The sequence below is a fragment of the Streptomyces sp. NPDC088810 genome (assembly GCF_044750305.1).
Taxonomy (GTDB): Bacteria; Actinomycetota; Actinomycetes; order Streptomycetales; family Streptomycetaceae; genus Streptomyces.
In genome coordinates this window covers 132,150-152,527 of the sequence record NZ_JBIVJQ010000012.1, presented here as the reverse complement: position 1 = coordinate 152,527, position 20,378 = coordinate 132,150, and the positions used below count along the sequence as shown (strand labels likewise).

The 20,378-nt window shown below is 73.3% G+C and carries 20 protein-coding genes; 12 read left to right on the top strand and 8 right to left on the bottom strand.

The annotated features are described in order from the left end of the window. Positions 1-95 precede the first annotated feature (95 nt). The 3 genes from ACIP4Y_RS31465 to ACIP4Y_RS31455 all read left to right on the top strand — a co-directional run bounded on the left by ACIP4Y_RS31465 (position 96) and on the right by ACIP4Y_RS31455 (position 2,146). Positions 96-302 carry a substrate-binding domain-containing protein gene (locus ACIP4Y_RS31465; protein WP_401399036.1) on the top strand — a complete coding sequence of 69 codons (207 nt, stop codon included), beginning with the start codon at positions 96-98 and terminating at the stop codon, positions 300-302. 81 nt (positions 303-383) lie between these two features. After that, positions 384-956, top strand: a complete 573-nt coding sequence (locus tag ACIP4Y_RS31460; protein WP_401399212.1) for a TetR/AcrR family transcriptional regulator — start codon at positions 384-386, stop codon at positions 954-956. A 23-nt stretch (positions 957-979) separates the two neighbouring features. After that, positions 980-2,146 carry a GDSL-type esterase/lipase family protein gene (locus ACIP4Y_RS31455; RefSeq protein WP_401399210.1) on the top strand — a complete coding sequence of 389 codons (1,167 nt, stop codon included), beginning with the start codon at positions 980-982 and terminating at the stop codon, positions 2,144-2,146. 16 nt (positions 2,147-2,162) lie between these two features. Here ACIP4Y_RS31455 and ACIP4Y_RS31450 read toward each other — a convergent pair whose 3' ends face one another. Next, positions 2,163-2,825, bottom strand: a complete 663-nt coding sequence (locus ACIP4Y_RS31450) for a class F sortase (RefSeq protein WP_358638886.1) — start codon at positions 2,823-2,825, stop codon at positions 2,163-2,165. A 154-nt stretch (positions 2,826-2,979) separates the two neighbouring features. Continuing rightward, a complete protein-coding gene (locus tag ACIP4Y_RS31445; RefSeq protein WP_401399035.1) occupies positions 2,980-3,576 on the bottom strand; it encodes a hypothetical protein in 597 nt (198 codons plus the stop codon). Between the two features lie 618 nt (positions 3,577-4,194). Between ACIP4Y_RS31445 and ACIP4Y_RS31440 the strand changes: the two genes are divergently transcribed. Continuing rightward, positions 4,195-5,061, top strand: a complete 867-nt coding sequence (locus ACIP4Y_RS31440; RefSeq protein WP_401399034.1) for a hypothetical protein — start codon at positions 4,195-4,197, stop codon at positions 5,059-5,061. Between the two features lie 440 nt (positions 5,062-5,501). Here ACIP4Y_RS31440 and ACIP4Y_RS31435 read toward each other — a convergent pair whose 3' ends face one another. Both ACIP4Y_RS31435 and ACIP4Y_RS31430 read right to left on the bottom strand, forming a co-directional pair. Further along, on the bottom strand, positions 5,502-6,713 hold the full coding sequence (locus tag ACIP4Y_RS31435) for a cytochrome P450 (RefSeq protein WP_401399033.1): 1,212 nt from the start codon (positions 6,711-6,713) through the stop codon (positions 5,502-5,504). Next, on the bottom strand, positions 6,710-7,420 hold the full coding sequence (locus ACIP4Y_RS31430) for a tRNA-dependent cyclodipeptide synthase (protein WP_401399032.1): 711 nt from the start codon (positions 7,418-7,420) through the stop codon (positions 6,710-6,712). The genes ACIP4Y_RS31435 and ACIP4Y_RS31430 overlap by 4 nt, the downstream gene beginning before the upstream one ends. Before the next feature lie 218 nt (positions 7,421-7,638). Here ACIP4Y_RS31430 and ACIP4Y_RS31425 point away from each other — a divergent pair, with 218 nt between their 5' ends. The 4 genes from ACIP4Y_RS31425 to ACIP4Y_RS31410 all read left to right on the top strand — a co-directional run bounded on the left by ACIP4Y_RS31425 (position 7,639) and on the right by ACIP4Y_RS31410 (position 10,704). Then, positions 7,639-8,475 (top strand): fructosamine kinase family protein, encoded by an 837-nt coding sequence (locus ACIP4Y_RS31425; RefSeq protein WP_401399208.1) that lies wholly within the window; start codon positions 7,639-7,641, stop codon positions 8,473-8,475. Between the two features lie 101 nt (positions 8,476-8,576). Further along, positions 8,577-8,768, top strand: a complete 192-nt coding sequence (tgmA, locus tag ACIP4Y_RS31420) for a putative ATP-grasp-modified RiPP (RefSeq protein ID WP_358638898.1) — start codon at positions 8,577-8,579, stop codon at positions 8,766-8,768. A gap of 17 nt (positions 8,769-8,785) precedes the next feature. Continuing rightward, on the top strand, positions 8,786-9,769 hold the full coding sequence (gene tgmB, locus ACIP4Y_RS31415) for an ATP-grasp ribosomal peptide maturase (RefSeq protein ID WP_401399031.1): 984 nt from the start codon (positions 8,786-8,788) through the stop codon (positions 9,767-9,769). Positions 9,770-9,816: 47 nt separating this feature from the next. Then, positions 9,817-10,704, top strand: coding sequence for a Gfo/Idh/MocA family protein (locus ACIP4Y_RS31410; protein ID WP_401399030.1), 888 nt, complete (start codon positions 9,817-9,819; stop codon positions 10,702-10,704). 298 nt (positions 10,705-11,002) lie between these two features. On the opposite strand, the gene ACIP4Y_RS31405 is transcribed toward ACIP4Y_RS31410, so the two are convergent. Then, complete coding sequence (locus ACIP4Y_RS31405; RefSeq protein WP_401399029.1) at positions 11,003-13,474, bottom strand: SpoIIE family protein phosphatase; 2,472 nt, start codon at positions 13,472-13,474, stop codon at positions 11,003-11,005. Between the two features lie 287 nt (positions 13,475-13,761). Here ACIP4Y_RS31405 and ACIP4Y_RS31400 point away from each other — a divergent pair, with 287 nt between their 5' ends. After that, complete coding sequence (locus ACIP4Y_RS31400) at positions 13,762-15,828, top strand: SpoIIE family protein phosphatase (protein ID WP_401399028.1); 2,067 nt, start codon at positions 13,762-13,764, stop codon at positions 15,826-15,828. Positions 15,829-15,892: 64 nt separating this feature from the next. On the opposite strand, the gene ACIP4Y_RS31395 is transcribed toward ACIP4Y_RS31400, so the two are convergent. Beyond that, positions 15,893-16,084, bottom strand: coding sequence for a hypothetical protein (locus ACIP4Y_RS31395; protein ID WP_401399027.1), 192 nt, complete (start codon positions 16,082-16,084; stop codon positions 15,893-15,895). Positions 16,085-16,290: 206 nt separating this feature from the next. On the opposite strand from ACIP4Y_RS31395, the gene ACIP4Y_RS31390 reads away from it, so the two are divergent. After that, entirely contained in the window at positions 16,291-16,857 is a 567-nt protein-coding gene (locus ACIP4Y_RS31390) for a CGNR zinc finger domain-containing protein (protein ID WP_401399026.1), read from the top strand. 97 nt (positions 16,858-16,954) lie between these two features. On the opposite strand, the gene ACIP4Y_RS31385 is transcribed toward ACIP4Y_RS31390, so the two are convergent. Together ACIP4Y_RS31385 and ACIP4Y_RS31380 are read right to left on the bottom strand one after the other, a co-directional pair. Further along, a complete protein-coding gene (locus ACIP4Y_RS31385; protein ID WP_401399025.1) occupies positions 16,955-17,146 on the bottom strand; it encodes a hypothetical protein in 192 nt (63 codons plus the stop codon). Between the two features lie 106 nt (positions 17,147-17,252). Continuing rightward, positions 17,253-17,678, bottom strand: a complete 426-nt coding sequence (locus ACIP4Y_RS31380; protein WP_401399024.1) for an organic hydroperoxide resistance protein — start codon at positions 17,676-17,678, stop codon at positions 17,253-17,255. 440 nt (positions 17,679-18,118) lie between these two features. Here ACIP4Y_RS31380 and ACIP4Y_RS31375 point away from each other — a divergent pair, with 440 nt between their 5' ends. After that, positions 18,119-19,195 carry an alpha/beta fold hydrolase gene (locus ACIP4Y_RS31375; protein WP_401399023.1) on the top strand — a complete coding sequence of 359 codons (1,077 nt, stop codon included), beginning with the start codon at positions 18,119-18,121 and terminating at the stop codon, positions 19,193-19,195. 76 nt (positions 19,196-19,271) lie between these two features. After that, entirely contained in the window at positions 19,272-20,378 is a 1,107-nt protein-coding gene (locus ACIP4Y_RS31370) for a PP2C family protein-serine/threonine phosphatase (RefSeq protein ID WP_401399022.1), read from the top strand.

Below are 20,378 nucleotides of genomic sequence, written 5' to 3'. Positions count from 1 at the left end.
CGCTGTCACCTCCTTCTGTCCCGCGGCAGCCCCTGACCTCGGTGAACAGACTCTCCCGGGCGGCCGGGAGCTGCCAAGTACCCACAAAAAAGTGGGTGTCCCCCGTGCCGCCGGAGGACCGGGCAGCCGCCGTCCGCCCCCTCGTGCCCTCGCCGTCCACGGTGGATCCGGACCACGACCTGATGGCCGGACGGGTGGTGGAGCTGCTGGTCGCGCGGATGGGCCGCGGGGGCCCGCCGGCGGACCAGGAGGAGTTCGTCGGCCCGTTCTCCCTCGTCGTCCGCGAGTCCACGGGCGGCTGATCACGACCTACATACTGATCCCGTTTGCCTAAACCCTTTAGGAAGTTACATAATCCTTTCCGACAGACGGGAGAAGCGATGATGGCGCGTGCGGGCCTGACCACCGAACGCCTGGTCCACGCCGGCGCGGAGCTGGCCGACGAGGTCGGCTTCGACCAGGTGACGGTGTCCGCGCTGGCCCGGCGGTTCGACGTCAAGGTCGCGAGCCTGTACTCGCACCTGCGGAACTCGCAGGACCTGAAGACCCGGATCGCGCTGCTCGCCCTGGAGGAGCTGGCCGACCGTGCCGCCGAGGCGCTGGCGGGCCGGTCCGGGAAGGACGCCCTCGCCGCCTTCGCGCACGTCTACCGGGACTACGCCCGCACCCACCCCGGCCGCTACGCGGCGGCCCGGCACCCGCTGGACCCCGCGACCGCGGCCGGCAGCGCGGGCGTCCGGATCGCGCAGCTGACCCGGGCGATCCTGCGCGGCTACGACCTGGCCGAGCCGGACCAGACCCACGCGGTCCGCCTCCTCGGCAGCGTCTTCCACGGTTACGTCAGCCTGGAGGCGGCCGGCGGCTTCAGTCACAGCGCGCCCGACTCGCAGGAGTCGTGGACCCGGATCCTGGATGCCCTCGACTCCCTGCTGCGCAACTGGCCCGCCCACCCCTGAGCCCCTGGACGCAGGCAGACATGATGCACACCACCCCCCTCACCGCCGCCCTGATACGCGGCGCCCTCGAACTGGAGCGCACCGCGCACGGCCTGCTGCCGCACCGGCTGCCCGCCCGGGCCCGCGCCCAGTGCGCCGACCCGCAGCTGGCCCTGGTGGAGTCCCAGCCCGCCGGCGTACGGCTGGTCTTCCGCACCCACGCCACCACCGTCGAACTGGACACCCTGCCGACCAAGCGGGTCTACGTCGGCGCACCGCCCCGCCCGGACGGCGTGTACGACCTGCTCGTCGACGGACGCCCGGCCGGCAGCGCCTCCCTCGCCGAGGGCAGCACCCTCACCATCGACCTGGGCACCGGCTCGGCCGAGCACCGGCCCGGGCCGGTCGGCACCGTGCGGTTCACCGGCCTGCCGGACACCGCCAAGGACGTGGAGATCTGGCTGCCGCACAACGAGACGACCGAACTCGTCGCGCTGCGCACCGACGCCCCCGTCGAGCCCGTACCGGACCGGGGCCGGCGGGTGTGGCTGCACCACGGCAGTTCGATCAGCCACGGCTCCGACGCGGCGACCCCCACCACCACCTGGCCGGCGCTGGCCGCGTCCCTGGGCGGGGTGGAGCTGGTCAACCTCGGGCTGGGCGGCAGCGCGCTGCTCGACCCGTTCACCGCCCGCGCGCTGCGCGACACGCCCGCCGACCTGATCAGCGTCAAGCTCGGCATCAACCTGGTGAACACCGACCTGATGCGGCTGCGCGCCTTCGGGCCCGCCGTGCACGGCTTCCTCGACACCGTCCGCGAGGGCCACCCCGACACCCCGCTGCTCGTCGTATCCCCGGTCGTGTGCCCGCTGCACGAGGACACGCCCGGCCCCACCGCGATCGACCTGGCAACCCTGAGCGAGGGGCGGCTGCGGTACCGGGCCACGGGGGATCCGGCGGAGCGGGCGGCCGGGAAGCTCACCCTGGAGGCGGTCCGGGAGGAGCTGGCCAGGATCGTGCGCGAGCGGGCCGCCGAGGATCCGGCTCTGCACTACCTGGACGGCCGGGAGCTGTACGGCGAGGCCGACTTCGCCGAACTGCCGCTGCCCGACGGCCTCCACCCGGACACCGCCGGCCACCGTCGGATCGGCGAACGGTTCGCGGCGCTGGCGTTCTCTCCGGACGGCCCCTTCGCCGGCCGTGCCGCCTGACCGTACCCCCGGCGGCTCATACCAGGTGGGCGAAGACCACCAGGTTGTCGGTGTAGTCCCGCACCGTGTGGTCGTAATCCCCGGCGCAGGTGATGAGCCGGACCTCGGGGCGCGAGGCGTCCGCGTACACCCGTTTGCTGGGGAAGTCGTCCTTGGCGAAGGTCTCGGCGCTGTCCACGACGAACTCGGCCGTGCGCCCGTCGGCCCGCTCCACGGAGAACCGGTCGCCGCGCTCCAGCTCGTAGAGGCCGGCGAAGACGGCAGCGGAGGTCACCGTGTCGACGTGCCCGGCGATGATCGCGGTGCCCTCCTCGCCTGGCGAGGCGCCGCCGGCGTACCAGCCGACGAGGTTGGTGTCGGCGGCGGGCGGCGGCTGCAACTGGCCCGAGGCGCCGATGGACAGGGTGGTGAAGGGGGCGTCCACGGAGATCTTCGGGATGCGCAGCCGGGTCGGTGCGGACCGGGGCAGTGACTCGCCGACGTCCCGCGGGCCGACCGGTGCCGAGGCGCCGGTGCCCGAGGCCCGGGGCGCCTGCGGCGTGTCGTCCGGCTGGTGATGACCGCCGAACATGCTGACGGCGAGGAAGGCGGCCGCCACGCCCCACAGCGTGAGCCGCCCGCCGCGGCCGGCGGCCGCTGCCGGTCCTGAGGGGGTCGGGGAGGAGGGATCTGCTGCCATCGGACACCACCTCGCTCGAGCAGGGCAGCACGGGGGTCGGGACGGGAACGGGACGCGGCCGGGGCCGGCATCCGGGGCGGGGCGCAGGGGGCGCGGGCCGCCGACGCGGTGCGCGCGCCGACGGCGTCCGCAGCCCCTGGGACGTACCGGCCCGTCAGGACACCGGCTCGGCGGCCTTCTTGCGGCGCAGCGTGTACGCGCCGGCGGCGCCTACGGCGAGCACGGCGAGGCCGCCCGCGGTGACACCCGGCGTGGCGAGCGCGCCGCCGCCGGTGTGCATGCCACCACGCGGCTTCCCGTGGTCGTCACCCCACTCGCTCTTGTCGCCCTTGTCACCCCTCTCGCCTCTCTCGCCCTTCTCGCTCTTGTCACCCTTCTCGCTCTTGTCGCCCCTTTCCTCACCGCTGTCGCGGCCCTTGTCCTTGTAGCTCTCGGGGTCGAAGCGGCTGTCGTCGCCCGAGCCCCAGTCGTCGCTGCGCACCGCGGCGAGGGCTCCGCCACCCGTGTGCATTCCGCCGCGCGGCCCGTCGTGTTCCCGCCCGGAGCCGCGCTTGTTGCCGTAGTCCTTGTCGTGGTCGCTGTCGGATCCCTTGTCCTCACGGTCGGAGTCGCTGTCGTGCTCCTTGCTGTACGAGGAGTCGTCCCCGCCTCCGTCGCGCTCGGCCGGTACGGCGAACGCGGCGCCGGGTGTGGCGAAGGCCAGGGCGGCGGCGGCAGCCGCCGTTGCCAGGAACATGCGGGCAGAGCGCATAGTGATGTCCTTCCGCCGTGACCGGGCAGCGGATACCTCATCAGCTGGGTGGACCCGGCCCCGACATGAACCACCGTCAGTGAGGCCCCTGACTCCCACCATCCGAGCCGCCCAGCCGGGTCACCACGCCACCCGTCTGCCCCAGCGCGCCGGGTCCGGGACCCCTCGAACGGGCCAATCGCCGAAGCGGTCGTACGCCTGCCGGAGTGATCGCGCGAAGGAGGTGCGCCCTGGCCGTGACCGTCCGGTACGGACGACGCCTCCGGCGACCGGCCGCCGCGTGGGCCGGTGCTCTGGTCGCCGTCGCCGTGGTCGCCGTTCCCGCGCGCGCCGGGGCGGAGACGGTGACGGAGTATCCGGTCACCACGGCGGCCGGTGCCGCGCCCTTCGGCTCACCACCTTCCCGGTGCCGGACGGCGCCGACAAGATGCCGCTGCGACTGACGGCCGGGCCCGCCGGGGCCGGGTGGCTCACCGAGCTGCTCGGAAACGCCGTGGGCCGCGTCCGGGCCGGGTGACGCCGAGCCCCCCGCCCTCTTGTTATGACCGCTGTCATAACGCAGGCTGGTGCCGACAGCACGGCAGGCCGAAGCGGCGGGAGCAAGCAGTGGCGGACGGAATGGCACGGCCCCTGTGGGAGCGGTACGAACCGGTGCACCAGCTCGTGTACTTCGCACCGGAGGCGCACCGGGCGGCGGACGGGCTCGGACTGCGCGGATTCTGGATGGGCTACTTCGCGCTGCGCGCCGCCCCGCTCGGCGCGGCGCCCCCGTCCGTGGTGACGAGCTGTTTCTACGTCTTCCACCCCGCGCGGGTGGCCCGGGCACTGCCGGACGCCTGGGCGTACGCCGCTCCGGCGGACGCGCTGGCGGCCCGCCGGGAGGCGGTGGACGCGGCGATGACCCGGCTGTTCGGGGCGGACACCGTCGCATCGGCCGCGTTCGCGGAGGCCGCGGACCTCGCCTGGGAGGCCGCCGCCGGCGCGGACACCGCGGGCCGGGTGCTGGGCGCCGCCAACCAGGCGCTGGAGCGCCCGGACCGGCCCACCGCACGCCTGTGGCAGGCGCTGACGACCCTGCGCGAGCACCGGGGCGACTCCCATATGGCGGTGCTGGTCGGCCTGGGGATCGGGCCCGTCGAGGCCATGGTGCTCAAGGCGGCGGCCGGCGAGTCCGACGGGTCCTTCCTGCGCGAGACGCGGACGTGGCCGGAGGACGACTGGGCGGCGGCCGTGGAGCGGCTGCGCGCGGACGGCCGGCTCGCGGCGGACGGTTCGCTCACGCCCGCGGGGGCGGCCCTGCGCGCGGAGGCCGAGGCGCGCACCGACGCGGCGGCGGAGGGACCGTGGAACACGCTCGGCGCCGAACGGAGCGAACGCCTGGCCGCACTGCTGCAACCGCTGGCCCGCACGGTCGGCGACTCGGGACTGCTGCCGGCCGGGAACCCGGTGGGACTGACCGGGGGAACGTACCCCGTCGCCCGCTGAGGCGGACGGTTCCCTCCCGCCCCCGAGGGCAGGCCACGCGCGGAAGCCGAGGAGCCGTGAAACACGCACGGACCGGACGCCTGGCCGCACTGCTGCAACCGCCGGCCCGCACGGTGGGCGACTCGGGACTGCTGCCAGCCGGGAACCCGGTGGGACTGACCGGGGGAACGTACCCCGTCGGCCGCTGAGGCGGACGGTTCCCTCCCGCCCCCGAGGGCAGGCCACGCGCGGAAGCCGAGGAGCCGTGGAACACGCACGGACCGGACGCCTGGCCGCACTGCTGGAACCGCGGGCCCGCACGGTCGGCGACTCGGGACTGCTGCCGGCCGGGAGTCCGACCGGGGGGACCTACCCGTCGGCCGCTGAGGGGGCTCCGGCCCCGGCGCTCCCGCCCGGGGTGCCGGGCCGGGGACGCCGTACGGTGGGCGGGGTGCCGCGGGCTACCAGGTCACCGGCAGCCGCTCGGGGATCCGCTTCATGAACCCGGTGCGCCACACCAGTTGGCTCGTCGGGACCGCGAGGGCGAGGTCCGGCAGCCGGTCGAGCAGGACCTCCAGGGCGATGCGGGCGTGCGCGCGGCCGAGCGCGGTGGCGGGGCAGTAGTGGGCGCCGCCGCCGAAGGAGAGGTGGTCGGCGGTGTTGTCGCGGTGTACGTCGAAGCGGTGCGGTTCGGGGAACTTCTCCGGGTCGAGGTTGGCGCCCTCCACCAGGACGAGGACGAGTTCGCCCGCGCGGACGTCGACGTCGCCGAGCCGGACGTCCTCCAGGGCGAGGCGGGGCAGGGCGTCGCCGATGGAGAGGTTCACCCGCAGCAGTTCCTCCACGCCCGGGCCGATCAGGTCGGGGCGGTCCCGCAGCAGGTCGCGGGCGATGGGATGGGTGAGCAGGTAGACCAGGGCCATGGCGAGGAAGCCCGAGGTGGAGATGACACCGGCGCCGAACAGGGTGACGCCGACGGTGGCCAGCATCTCGTCGCTCAGGTGCGCGTAGTCGGGGTCGTCGCGCAGGGCGGCGAGTTCGCCCATCAGGCCGTGCGTCGCCGGGTCGTCGAGCAGGGCCGTCATCCGGGCGATGTCCCGGTCCCAGTTGAGCCGCGCGCCGGTGATCGGACACGGCGAGTTCATGAAGGCGATGTCCAGGCTGCGCAGGAAGGCGGGGGCCTCGGTCTGCGGGATACCGAGGATGCGGCAGTGCATCCCGGCCGAGTACGGCTCGCAGAACGCCCCGCGCAGGTCGGCCGTCGGCCCGTCGGCGACGATCAGGTCCACCAGGCGGTGGGCCTCGGCGCGCAGCCAGTCGGTCAGCCCCGGTGCCTTGGGGTTGAGCGCCTTCATCACCGCGCGGCGCAGCCCCGCCCCGGTGATGTTGCCCATGTTGTTGACGACCTCGGGCGGGATCGTGAGCGCGTACTGGCGGGGAACGCCGGGTGCGGAGGTGTCCTTGAGGGAGAACCGGTCGTCCTTGAGTACCTGCGCGCACAGTTCGTAGGAGGAGACCAGCCAGGCCTCGTCGCCGGCGATGGTCCGCACGCGCCGCACCGGGGTGGCCTCGCGCAGCTCCGCGACCTCGGCGGGCACCCGGGTGCCGTCCCAGGAGAACGGGAATGCGGGCAAAGGGGGGTGGTCGGTGCGGGTGTCGGGGGCGGTGGTCATACCGCTGCTCCTTCCAGGGCGGTGGGCGTGACGATGGCGTGGCCCTGGTTGCGGGAGGCACGCAGGCCGGCGCCGCGGGAGTACAACAGCTCGGCCATCGGCAGGAGTTGGTGGTAGCAGTTGAGCGAGGACGGCACCTTGAGGATGGCCGGGGTGTCCAGGAACAGCGGGGCCTCGGCGCACACGTACTCCAGGCACACGTCGCGCTGCCGCTCGGTCGGCGTCTCGCCGCGCGCTGCGAGGAAACGATTCACCAGGGTCTCGCAGACGGACCGGAAGGCACCGTCGGAGACCAGCCGCTCCTTCAGCTGCCGGTGGATCTCCTGGTAGGCGGGGTTGGTACGGAATTCGGACATCGGATGCCAGTCCAGCCGGACGCCGTCCGGGTCGGCCGCCGACACCGCGTCACGGACCTTGGCGCGCACTCCGCGCAGGTTCTTCACGGCCTTGCGGCGGGCCTCGTCCGGCGGATAGCCGGAGGCCTCGTACATCTCGGCGACGTACAGGTCGGTGTAGACGAAGTCGACCCGGTCGAAGTGGTCCAGCCCCCAGCGGGCGAGGTCGTGCAGGCGCCGGGCGGAGAAGTAGCTGTTGCCCGGGGACACACCGATCACGGCGTGCGCACCCTCGCTGAGGATGACCTCGCAGTGGGAGGTGTACGGCTGGACTTCGAAGACGTCGGCCATCAGCACGGATGCTGTGGTCACGGGGGAGATCCTCCGCCGCGCGCTAGTCCCTGGGGGGCCCTGTGCCCCCGGTGTGGCGACGCGGCGCCCTCACGCTAGCGGTACGAGATCAATACGGGTAGTTACCGCCTGGGTTTGGCTGAAAACAGTCGTATCAACGGTTGAAGTGCCCGGCGAGCGGCCTTGATTGCGGGTCGTACCCTGGGGCCGTGGTCAACCGAGACGAGGATCCAGGACAGGTGGCGGCCCGGCTCACCGGGCGGCCGGTCACCGGGGCCCGGCGGGGGTCGGGGTCACCTGCCGAAGTACTGCTGGACGGCGGAACGCCGGTGATGGTCAAGCGTGGCGACGGTCCGCGGGCGGTGCGCGCCGAAGTGGCGGGGCTGCGCTGGCTGGCGGCCGCGGACGCGGTGCGGGTGCCGGCGGTGCTCGGGCACGACGAGCACTGGATGGTGACCGAACGGGTGCCGACCGGCTCCCCCGACCCCGCGGCGGCGATGCTTTTCGGCCAGGCCCTGGCCGCCTTGCACGCGTCCGGCGCGCCCCACCTCGGAGCACCGCCGCCCGACGGTCCGGAGGACGCCTGGATCGGCCGCGCCCCCATGCGGAACGCACCGGGCACCGACTGGCCCCGCTGGTACGCCGAGCACCGGGTACTGCCCTATGTGCGCGCCGGGGTGGACAGCGGCACGCTCCGGCCGGGCGAGGCGGCCGTGTTCGAGCAGGTCTGCGCCCGGCTGCCGGAGCTTGCGGGTCCGCCGGAGCCGCCCGCCCGGCTGCACGGCGACCTGTGGAACGGGAACGTGCTGTGGGGCGCCGACGGCGAGGTCCGGCTCATCGACCCGGCCGCGCACGGCGGTCACCGCGAGACCGACCTGGCGATGCTCCGGTTGTTCGGCTGTCCCCACCTGGACCGGGTACTCGCCGGCTACCAGCAGACGGCGCCGCTGGCCGACGGCTGGCGGGACCGGGTGGGGCTGCACCAGCTCTTCCCGCTGCTGGTGCACGCGGTGTTGTTCGGACGGGGATACGCCGAACAGGCCCTGGCGGCGGCGCGGAACGCGCTCGCGGGATGACCCCGCCGGGCCACCCTTCCGAGCTGCGATCACGGAGCGTAAGGAAACCAATCACCCGTTCGACTCGTATAAGGACGTGAAAGCCTAATCAGGGAGAGACCATGCAACCGTTCACGCTCAACTACGCGCGCCCCGTTGTGCAGTTGGACGTCACCGCACCGTACGCGTACGACTCCGGACTGCAGTTGAACGTCCTCCCGGACGGGCGGATCGCCGCCACCGACCACGTGACTCTGAGAGCGCTGGGAACCACGACCTCGACGGCCGGTTCCAAGACGCACTTCGACGACTGAACCGCGGGCTTCGACAGATGACCGTGCTCATCCTGACCAGTGAAGAGGACGTGACGGCGGACATGGTGGTCCTCCGGCTGGGCGAGGCCGGGGTGCCCGTCGTCCGGCTCGATCCCGCCGATCTGACCAACGGGGTGGCGCTGTCGGGCGAGTACGTGCAGGGCGCCTGCCGGGGACATCTGTCCGTCGGCGGGCGCCTGGTGAGCATGAACGGCCTGCGCTCCATCTGGGTGCGCAGGCCGGGAGCCCCGGCCGCCCGCGCCGCCCAGCCGTCCGCCTGGCTGACGGAGGAGTCGGCGCAGGCGCTGTACGGCATGCTGCGGTGGAGCGACGCCCGCTGGATGAACCATCCGGACGCCGCCCGCCGTGCCCGGCACAAGCCCTGGCAGCTGCACCTGGCCCAGCGCAGCGGCCTGCCGGTGCCGGCCACCCTCATCACGACGTTCCCGCAGGCCGCGCGGGAGTTCGCGGAACGCTTCCCGGAGCTGGTGGTCAAACCGGTCTCCGGCGCGCATCCGCAGGAGCCGCCCCGGGCGGTGCCGACCAGCCGGGTGGCACCGGACGCCGACTTCACCGCGGTGGCCTTCGGGCCGACGCTGCTGCAACGGCGGGTCGCCAAGCGGGCCGACATCCGGCTCACCGTCGTCGGAGGCACCCTGCTGGCCGCGCGCAAGCCCGCCGATCCGGACGCCCATCCGGACGACGTGGACGTGCGTTTCGCCCCGTCGGTCTCCCCCTGGCTGCCCGCGGACGTGCCGCCGCGCGTCGCCGAGGGCGTGCTGCGCTACATGGCCGGCGCGGAACTGGCGTACGGCGCCTTCGACTTCGCGGAGGACGCCGACGGGATCTGGTGGTTCCTGGAGTGCAACCAGTCCGGCCAGTTCGGCTTCGTGGAGATGGACACCGGCCAGCCGATCGCCGCCACCATCGCCGACTGGCTCGCGGGGCAGGCCGCTCCGGGCCGCAGGTGTGCGGAGGGCGACCGGAGCGCAACCTCTTGAGGGTGCGGGGAACGGCACTAAGAACGGTTCGTGGAAGGGAACGCGACATGCGCATCGGACTGCTGGGGACGGGGCCGTGGGCGCGGGCGGCGTACGCACCCGCCCTCGCCGGGCACACCGGTCTGGAGTTCGCCGGGCTGTGGGGCCGCCGGCCGGAGGCGGCCACGGCGCTCGCGGAGCAGTACGGCGTCGCCGCGTACGCCGACGTGGACGCGCTGCTGGCCGACGTGGACGCGGTGGCGGTGGCCCTGCCGCCGTCCGCGCAGGCCGAGTTGGCGGTGCGGGCGGCCCAGGCGGGCCGTCATCTGCTGCTGGACAAGCCGCTGGCCCTGTCGGTCGCCGAGGGGCGGGCCGTGGCGGAGGCGGTGGAGCGGGCCGGGGTGGCGTCCGTGGTGTTCCTCACCGCGCGCTTCCAGAAGGAGCCGGAGGCCTGGATCGAGGAACAGGCCGCCGTCGCGGGCTGGTTCACGGCGCGGGCCCAGTGGCTGGGGGCGGTGTTCACCAGCGACAGCCCGTTCGCGGACTCGCCGTGGCGGCGGGAGAAGGGCGCGCTGTGGGACGTCGGCCCGCACGCCCTGTCGGTGCTGCTGCCGGTCCTCGGCGACGTACGGCACGTGGTGGCGGCGGCGCACGGTCCGGCGGACACCGTGCACCTGGTCCTCGACCACGCCACCGGCGCGTCGAGCACCCTCACGCTCAGCCTGTCGGCCCCGCCGGCGGCGGCCGGGGCCGACGTGGAGCTGCGCGGCGAGGCCGGGGTGACGGTTCTGCCGGGGAGCTCGGAGGGAGCGGTCCCCGCGCTCGCCCGGGCCGCGGACGCGCTGGTGCGGGCGGCCCGCACCGGCCGGCCGCACTCCTGCGACGCCGCGTTCGGCCTCCGGGTCACCGAGATCCTGGCCGCGGCGGAGGCCCGCCTGGTCAACGGGACGGACTAGGCGGCCGGGGCGGGGGCGAACCCGGTGCCCCCGCCCCGGCCGGGAAGTGGGCCCCTCCCACTCGGCGGGCAGGCCGTAGGGGTGGCCGTGACCTCGCTGGTCCGGCACCACGCCGATGAAGCCGACCCCTGCCTGGGCGACGGGAACCCGTGGAAGACGTCCAGGCCCCCTGGGCCGCACCGTCGACGCCGCCTTGCTGGACGGCCAGGCGGGAGTGCGCGTCGAGCGTGGCGGAGTCGGGGCGGCGCAGGAGGCCGTCGGTCGAGCCCCTTGGGCCCCCTCAGAGGTGAACTTCCGCTCACGGAACTTCCAGTTCCGCCCAGATGATCTTCCCGTCGGATGTGTACCGGGCTCCCCAGCGATGGGCCAGCTGGGCCACCAGGAACAGACCCCGGCCGCCCTCGTCCGTGACGCGGGCGTGCCGCAGCCGTGGGGCGGTGCTGCTGCCGTCGGCGACCTCGCAGGTCAGGCGGGCGTCACGGAGGAGACGCAGGCGGATCGGTGGGGCGGCGTAGCGGATCGCGTTGGTGACCAGCTCGCTGACGATCAGTTCCGTCGTCATGGCCAGTTCCCCGAAGCCCCATGCCTCCACCTGGCGGGTGGCGCGGGCTCGGACCTCGGCGACAGTGGCCGGGTCCGGGGAGACGTCCCACGAGGCGACGTGGCCGGGCCGTACGGCGTGGGTGCGGGCCAGGAGCAGGGCGATGTCGTCGGTCTGGGGGCCGGACACCTGGCGCTGGACGGCGGTCCGGCACAGGGTGTCCAGGTCGGTGCCGGACCGGGCCAGGGTCTCGCCGAGCCGGGCCATGCCCACCTCCATGTCGCGGTCGGCCGCCGCGATCAGGCCGTCGGTGTAGAGGCCGAAGAGGCTGCCCGGGGGCAGTTCGATCTCGCCGGCCTCGAACCCGATCCCGCCCAGCCCGAGCGGCGGACCGGCGGGCGGTGTGGGGAAGTCGGCGTGTCCCTCCGGGGTGACGACGACGGGCGGCGGATGACCGGCCCGGGCCATGGCGCACCGCCGGGTGACGGGGTCGTAGACGGCGTACAGGCAGGTCGCGCCGAGGAACGCGCTCGCGCCGTCGTCGGCCGCTTCCTCGGAGGTCGTCTCCTCGCTGAGCCGCAGCACGAGGTCGTCGAGATGGGCCAGCAGGTCGTCGGGCGGCAGCTCCATGTCGGCGAGGGTCTGTACGGCGGTGCGCAGCCGGCCCATGGCCGCCGCGGCGGTGATGCCGTGGCCGACCACGTCGCCGATCACGAGGCCCACGCGGGCGCCGGACAGCGGGATCACGTCGAACCAGTCACCGCCGACTCCGCCCGTCGGGTCCGCGGGCAGATAGTGCGAGGCCACCTCCAGCGCGGTGCCGCCGCTCAGGGCGTGGGGCAGCAGACTGCGCTGCAGGGTGACGGCCGCCGCGTGCTCGCGGGTGTAGCGGCGGGCGTTGTCGACGCACAGCGCCGCCCGCGCCACCAGTTCCCGGGCCACCAGGACGTCGTCGGGCTGGAACGAGACGGGGTTGACCGAGCGGACGAAGGTGGTGAGGCCCAGGACGGTGTTCCGGGCGCGCATCGGCACGGAGATGAGGGAGTGCAGTCCGAACTCACGGATGCGGTCGACCCAGGCCGGCTGTTCCGCGATCCAGAGACCGTCGGTCGGGTCGAGCACCGGAACCAGCGTCGGCTCGCCTCTGATGAGCATGCCCGGGTCGCGCGGCGGAGGCAGGAAGTCCACCCGGTCCCCGATCCGCGCCACGGCCTCCGGGCAGCCCTCCCGCACCGAACTCATCCCGGCGCGGCGCATCACCGGCCGCGCCGACGCCGGTCCCGCGTCGGTCAGCCACGCTCCGTGTCCCACCGTACTGAGGACGGGTTCCAGGAGGTCGACGATGACGAAGTCCGCGAGGCGGGGCACGGCGAAGTCCGCCAGCTCCTGGGCCGTGCGGATCACGTCCAGCGTCCTGCCGATGCTGGTGCCGGCCTCGTTGACCAGCGACAGCAACTGGCGGGCGTTCCACCGCTCGGTGACGTCAAGAACCATGTAGCAGACGCCGGTGACCGACTCGTCCGCGTCCACCAAGGGGAAGAACGAGGTGGAGTAGGCGTGCTGGCGGTGGGGGTCGGACCAGCTCCATCCCACGTACTCGTAGTCGGTGACCGGGGCCCCGGTCGCCAGGACCTTCCGCATCAGCCCTTCGAGGGTGTCGGTCTGGAGCCCGGGCAGCAGCTCGCTCAGCCGGCGCCCCAGCCGCTGTTCCCGGGGCACACCGCCCAGGCGTTCCAGTGTGTCGTTCAGCCACACGTAGCGCAGCTGCCGGTCCACCACCGCCATGCCGACCGGCGAGCGGGTCAGGAACCCGTCGAGGACCGACTCGCCCACCGTCCACCGCTGCCGCCGCTCGCGCGCCGAGAGCAGAAAGCACTCGTCGCCGCCGATGCGGAAGACGGCGGACACCCTCAGGTCGACCTCGATCCGGTGGCCGTCGCGGTGCCGTACGGGGATGAGGCCGCTCCACCCCATGCCGGTGCGGCAGCGTTCGGCGATCGCGGCGATGCGTACGGGGTCCTCCGGCATGGCCGCCAGGGGCGCGGCGGGCCGGCCGACGACCTCCCGTGCCGGATAGCCGAGCAGGTCCTCGGCGCCCCGGGTCCAGCCGAGCACGATGCCGCGGCCGGAGAGCACCACGGCCGCGTCGGTGGACGCGTCGAACAGCTCGCGCGCGTCGGAGGACGTGGCGGACGCGAGGGGATCCGGGCCGCTTCGCACAGAATCCATGGGTTCCGTCCTTTTACATGACTATGGTGCTGCTTGTTCGGCTGTTGCGCACGGTCCGGGAGTGGGGGTTCGCGAAGCTGTGTCGCCCTCGCGCGGGACCGGAGGGAGCATGGAAGGAACCGGACCCGGGCCGGGCACCGGGGACGGGCGCCGGGGGCTGTGGCCGGGTGCGGGCGCCGGACTCACCGCCGTACGACGGACGCCGACGGGGGCCGGGCTCGCCGCCGTACGGCCGGTGGCGGTGAGGTGGTCGGCGCGCGCCGCCGGCCGGTACAGGAGGCTCAGGGATGACAGCCGAACCCTTCCCGCCCCACGAGGATCCGTACGAGTCCGAGCCGCCCCGGCGGACCAGCCTGCTGGACGTCCTGAGCGTGGCCGCGCTGGTCCTCGACACCGACGGGCGCATCGTGTTCTGGACCCCGCAGGCCGAGGAGCTGTTCGGCTACTCAGCGGGCGAAGCACTCGGCAGACCGGCGGCCCGCCTGATCATCCACCCCGAGCACCTGCAAGCGGTCGTCAAGCTGTTCGCGGAGGTCATGCAGACGGGCCGGAGCTGGGCCGGCGCGTTCCCCATCCGGCACAAGGACGGCAGCACGCGCGTGATGGAGTTCCGCAACATGCGGCTCCTCGACGACCTCGGGGACGTCTACGCTCTCGGCCTCGCCGCGGACCACAGCCTGCTCCAGCGCGTCGAGACCGACCTCGCCCTGTGCGAGCGGCTGATCAACCAGTCCCCCATCGGTCTTGCCCTCATGGACCCCGAACTCCGGTATCTGCTGGTCAACCCCGCGCTGGAGCGGATCGACGGCATCCCCGCCGAGGACCACCTCGGTCGCCGGCTGCGCGAGACCCTGCCCTTCCCCGACGTCGACACCGTCGAGTCCGCGCTGCGTCAGGTGCTCACCACCGGCACTCCGCTGCTCGACCAGTACCACGTGGGCCGCCCCCGCTCCGACCCCGAGCACGAGCACGCCTGGTCCTTGTCGTTCTACCGCCTGGAGGACCCGAGCGGGCGGGTGCTCGGCGCCGCCACGTCGGTCGTCGACGTCACCGAACGGCACCGCGCGGCGGCCGAGGCGGACCGGGCCAGGCGCCGGCTGGCCCTGATCGCCCACGCCTCCATCCGCGTCGGCACCAGTCTCGAGGTGGAGCAGACCGCCGCCGAGCTGGCCGAGGTCGCCGCCGGCGAACTCGCCGACGTGGTCGCGGTGGACATTCTCGACGCCGCTCTGGCCTGCCGCCGCGTGCGCGAGCCGGACAACGGGCCGGAGCTGTTCCGCGCGCTCGCCCTGAGGGCGGCCCACCCGACCGTGGCGCTGCGTGCGGCCGACGCCCCCGGCGACCTCGCCTCCTACGAAGGGGACCGCCTGGTCACGCTGTGCGTGCACACGGGCCGTCCGGTCCTGGTGAAGCACGTCGGCGAACACGATCTGCGGCGGATCGCCCGGGACGCCGAGGCCGCGGCGCTGCTCGCGCGCTCCGGTGTCCACTCGTACCTCGCCGTACCGCTGATCGCCCACGGCGAGGTGCTGGGTGCCCTCGACCTCAAACGCACCCGCAATCCGGCCCCGTTCGACGAGGACGACGTCGTCCTGGCCGGTGAGCTGGCGAGCCGTGCCGCCATCGCCATCGACAACGCCCGCTGGTTCCAGAGCGTGCGCAACACCGCCCTGACCCTCCAGCGCAGCCTGCTCCCCGACCATCCGCCGCACCACACCGGCCTGCAGCTGGCCTCTCGCTACCAGCCGGCGCAGGCCACCAGCGAGGTGGGCGGCGACTGGTACGACGTCATCCCCCTGACCGGCGACAAGACCGCCCTGGTCGTCGGGGACGTCATGGGCAACGGCATCGACGCCGCCGCCACGATGGGCCGGCTGCGCACGGCCACCTGCGCCTACGCGGACCTGGACCTCGATCCGGGCGAGGTGCTGCAGCATCTGGACAAGATCACCTGCGATCTGGAGCACTACATCGTGACCTGTCTCTACGTTGTGTTCGACCCGCACACGAGACAGTGCCGCATGGCCAACGCGGGACACATGCCGCCCGCGCTGGCCCGCACCGGCGAGGCCCCGATGCTGCTCGACCTGCCCTCCGGGGCGCCGCTCGGTGTCGGCGGCATCCGGTTCGAAACCGCCACGGCCGGACTGGGGCCCGGCGACCTGCTCGTGCTCTACACCGACGGTCTCGTCGAGACCCGGCAGCACTCGATCGACGACCGGTTGCACACCCTCCTCGGCTTCCTCGACGCACCCGAGCGGCCCCTGGAGGAGACCTGCGACCTCCTGCTGTACGGCCTGAGGCACCCGGACGACCACGACGACGTCGCCCTGCTCGTGGCCCGGTCCTTGTAGACACCGCGTCCGTGGGCGCGGCAAGGGGTCCGGGTGCATCCCACACCGGGCGGCGTCCGGGGGGCTACAGGCCGAGGTCGAGCGCCAGGCACGAGTAGTACGTCCACGAGCCTTCGGGGTCGTAGGCGCTCTTCACTGCGCTCGGCGCGGCCTCGGTCTCCACCGTCATGTCCTCGAAGCGGATGCGCTCGGGAAGCCGGCCGTAGCGGGCGTGCCGGGCTGCGGCCGCGGCGTCCGACATGGATTCCTCGCTCATACCCTTCTCCGCTCCCTCGGTCGTGCACGGTGTCCTGAGGCAGCGTGCACTTTCCCGCGTCACCTGTCAAGACGGTGATGCGCGGATGTCCGGATGAACCACGCACCTTGGGGACTGGCAGTACGAGCGCGAGCACCCCGATGCTTCACCGGTCCGGACGGTGACGATGCTTGCGTGCAACGTCAGTCACCTGTCAAGATGGTGATGTGAATCTTGACCATGTCTTCGTGTGCGGACATCCGGCCCTGGACTTCGTGGCGACCCTTCGCGCCCGGCGCTCGACCCGGTTCGAGATGTTCGTGACGCCGGAGCGGCTCAACGCCTGGTACGTGGAGTGCGGACTCGTGGACTCGATCACGCCCGGCGACGAGGACGACATCCGGGAGGCGATCGCCGTGCGCGAGGCCCTCTACCGGCTCGTCACCAACCGCCGGCTCGATGAGGAGTTCGACCGCGAGGCACTCGCCGTCGTCAACGGTGCCGCGCGCAAGACCCCCGCGACACCGCAGCTCACCATGGCCGGGCGGCACACCGAGGCCACCCCCGGGCAGGCCTTGGCGACCGTCGCCCGGCAAGCCGTCGAACTCCTGAGCGGGCCGGACGTCCCGCTCCTCAAGGAGTGCGGCAACCCGGAGTGCACGCGGGTCTACATCGACCGCTCCCGGGGCATGCGGCGGCAATGGTGCGGCATGGAGTCCTGCGGCAACAAGATCAAGGCCGCCGCCTACCGGGCCCGTAAGAAGACCGCGCCCGCCGCCAGGGTGCACGGCTAGCGCCACCGCGAGGCCGGAGGCCGCTCCAGCCCCAGCCGGGGAGGCCCCCAGGGCACGGCAGACGGCTTCCCGGCACCGCACGCGGGCCGGACCGCCGTCAGAGGAAGCTGGATCCCGACGGGCCGTACCCCGACAGCATCACGCTCTCCACCCAGTTCCACATCTGCGTGTCGGCGGGCCGTGCGCGCCCTTCGGGGCGTGCGGCGTCCCGAGCCGGGCGCTCGCCGGGGACGGCGGCGGGACGGCGGTGTTCGGCGTTCCCTACGTGTGTGCACGCCATCCAGGCCATGACCTGCGCTCCTCTCCGGTCGGCGGTGTGGGATGCGGTGAGGGCGGGTCCCGTGCGGGAGGGGGCATGGAGGGGGCACGGGACCCGCGGTCGCGGAGGGGACGCGTCAGGCGGCTGCGACGTTGATGGTGACGGGGATGTTGTCGCGCGTCGCCTTGGAGTACGGGCAGATCCGGTGGGCCGCGTGCGCGAGTTCCTCGGCGGTGGCCTGGTCGACGCCGCCGAGGACCGGGTTGAGGACCGCGGAGAGGGAGAACTCCCCGTCGTCGCCGTGGGTGAGGGTGATCTCGGCCGTGATGGTGGTGCTGGTCAGCCGGATCTTTCGGAGGGTGGCGGCGCGGCGGAGGGCACCGAGGAAACAGGCGGCCCAGCCGGCGGCGAGGAGCTGCTCGGGGTTGGTCGCGGTGCCGGCGCCGCCCAGCTCCTCGGGAAGGGCGAGGCTCGTCTCCAGCAGGCCGTCGGAGGAGCGGACGTGGCCGCCGTTGCGGCCCTCTCCGTCGACGTCGACGACGGCGGTGTAGCTGACTGCCATGACTGCGCTCCCGATCTGGGTCGAGTGGTCTTCGGTGCGCCTGCCGACCAGGACATGTGCGCGTCACCGGTTCAGGCGGTGACGCAATCATGGCAGCGCCCTTCGTCACCCGTCAAGGTGGTGACTATCGCCGTCGCGCGACGCGTGCGCCCGCACCCGTCGGGGCAGGCGGGGCGCGAGGCGCGCACTGCGGAGGTGAGGAAGGGGTCGAGGCCGGCGTCGCCGTCGCCGCGGACAACCCTGGGTAGGCGCGCCGACCAACCAGTCGCCACGGGGCAGCGCCGCGCGTCACTTGTTTGACAGGTGACGTACCGCGTGCGAGAGTCGGCGCGCCGCCAGCCGCAGTCATCTCTCACCGTGGAGGGGAGCGGGAGTCTCCCGGGCGCGGAGTCTCCCGGGTGCGGACCGGTCACCGGAGAACACACGACGGAGGGGTTCAGATGATCAACAGGCGTACCTTCGGCAAGGCCGTCGGCCTGGGCACCGGCGCGGCCGCCGTCTCACTGTCCGGCCCGCAGAGCAGCGCGTCCGCCGCCACGGGCGCTACCGCGGCCCGGCAACCGGGCGGCACACCCGCCCCCACCGTGCCCGGCGTCACCCCCGGCACCCACACCGGCTTCCGCACGCTCAAGCAGGTCAAGGCCGGCGTCCTCGACATCGGCTACGCCGAGGCCGGACCCGCGCACGGCCCGGTGGTCATCCTCCTGCACGGCTGGCCCTACGACATCCACAGCTACGTCGACGTCGCCCCGCTCCTCGCCGACCTGGGCTACCGCGTCATCGTCCCCTACCTGCGCGGCCACGGCAGCACCCGCTTCGTGTCCCGGCACACTCCGCGCAACGCCGAGCAGTCCGCCATCGCCCTCGACATCATCGCGCTGATGGACGCTCTCAAGATCGGCGAAGCCGCGCTCGCCGGCTTCGACTGGGGCTCGCGCACCGCCGACATCATCGCCGCACTGTGGCCGGACCGCGTCACGTCCCTGGTCTCCACCACCGGCTACGTCATCACCAACCTCAAGGCGCAGCTGACGCCCGCCGCCCCGGCTGTCGAGCACAACTGGTGGTACCAGTGGTACTTCGCCACCGATCGCGGCAAGCAGGCCATGGAGAACGTCGACGAGCGCATCGCCCTGTGCCGCTACGTGTGGACCCTCGTCTCCCCCACCTGGGACTTCGACGACGCCACCTTCCAACGCACCGCCCAGGCCTTCCGCAACCCCGACTACGCCGCCATCGTCCTCTACAACTACCGCTGGCGCATCGGCCTCGTCGAGGGCGAACGCCGCTACGACCGCTACGAGAAGCAGCTCGCGGCGCAGCCCCCCATCCACGTTCCGACCATCACCCTCGACCCCGCCCTCGACCCCTTCACCCCGCCCGGCGAGGGCTCCACCTACCGCAGCCACTTCACCGGCCCCTACGAACACCGCACCATCGCGGACATCGGCCACAACCTGCCGCAGGAAGCACCCAGCACCTTCGCCCAGGCCGTCGTCGACGCCGCCCACCTCTGATCAGGCCGCAGCACAGGCGCCGGCGGCCGACCGGTTCTCCGCGCGGAGCGTTCCGTCGGCGGCGTAGCTTGGGGATGTGGCATCGGTGCGCGGCTGGTGGTCGCGCGGGCACCTGGAGGATCGCGGCTGGCTGCGGGGCGCGCCACCGCCGTGGTGGGTACGGGTGCTGCCCGTGCTGCTGCTCGTGGCCGTCGGCGCGGCCACGCTGGTCACGCCCCACGCGCGCGATCTCGGTTTCCTGCTGGGTGCCATCCCGCCGCTGGCGGTCCTGTCGTACGGCCCGGCGGCGACCGGTGCGCTCGGGGTGGGCGTGGTCGTGGTGCTGAACGTGCCGGCCACGCATCTGAACCGCCCCGGAGACACCGATCTGCTCACCATCGTGTTCGTGGCCGCGCTGAGCGTGTTCGTGTCCTATGTGCGCAGTCACCGGGACGCCCAGCTGAACACCGAGCGGGCGATCGGCGAGGCGGTGCAGCGGGCCGTGCTGCCGCCCCTGCCGGAGCGGGTCGGACGGGTCGGCTGCGCGGCCTTCTACCGGGCCGCGCAGGACGGGACGCTGGTGGGCGGCGACTTCTTCGACGTGCGGCACGGGCCGCACGGGGTGCGCGCGGTGATGGGGGACGTGCAGGGGCACGGGCTGTCGGCGGTCGCGACGGTGGTGTCGCTGCTGGGCGCGTTCCGGGAGGCGGCCCTGGACCAGCCCGACCTGGAGTCGGTGGCGGCCCGGCTGGACCGCCGGCTGGCGGTGGACTCGGCGGACGTACGGCACGCGGAGCTGTTCGCGACGGCCCTCCTGCTGGAGTTCGCCGCCGGTTCGACCTCGATGCGGGTGGTGGCCTGTGGTCATCCGGCGCCGGTGCTGCTGCACGGGGACCAGGCGCGGGAGGTGACCGTCGCGCCCGGTCCGCCGCTGGGCATCGGGCTCCTCGACGTCGACCGGCCGAAGGAGGTCACCGTGCCGCTCGGTCCGGGCGACCGGGTCTTCCTGGCCTCCGACGGCGTGTGGGAGGCGCGGGACGCCGCCGGCACCTTCTATCCGCTGCCGGAGCGGCTGGCCGCCCTGGCCCGCACCCCGTCCGCCGAGCTGCCCGCCGCGGTGTGGGCGGACCTGCTGCGGCAGCGTTACACGGTCCGCGACGACGCGACCATCCTGGTGCTGGCGCCCGAACCGTCGGCCCGCTGA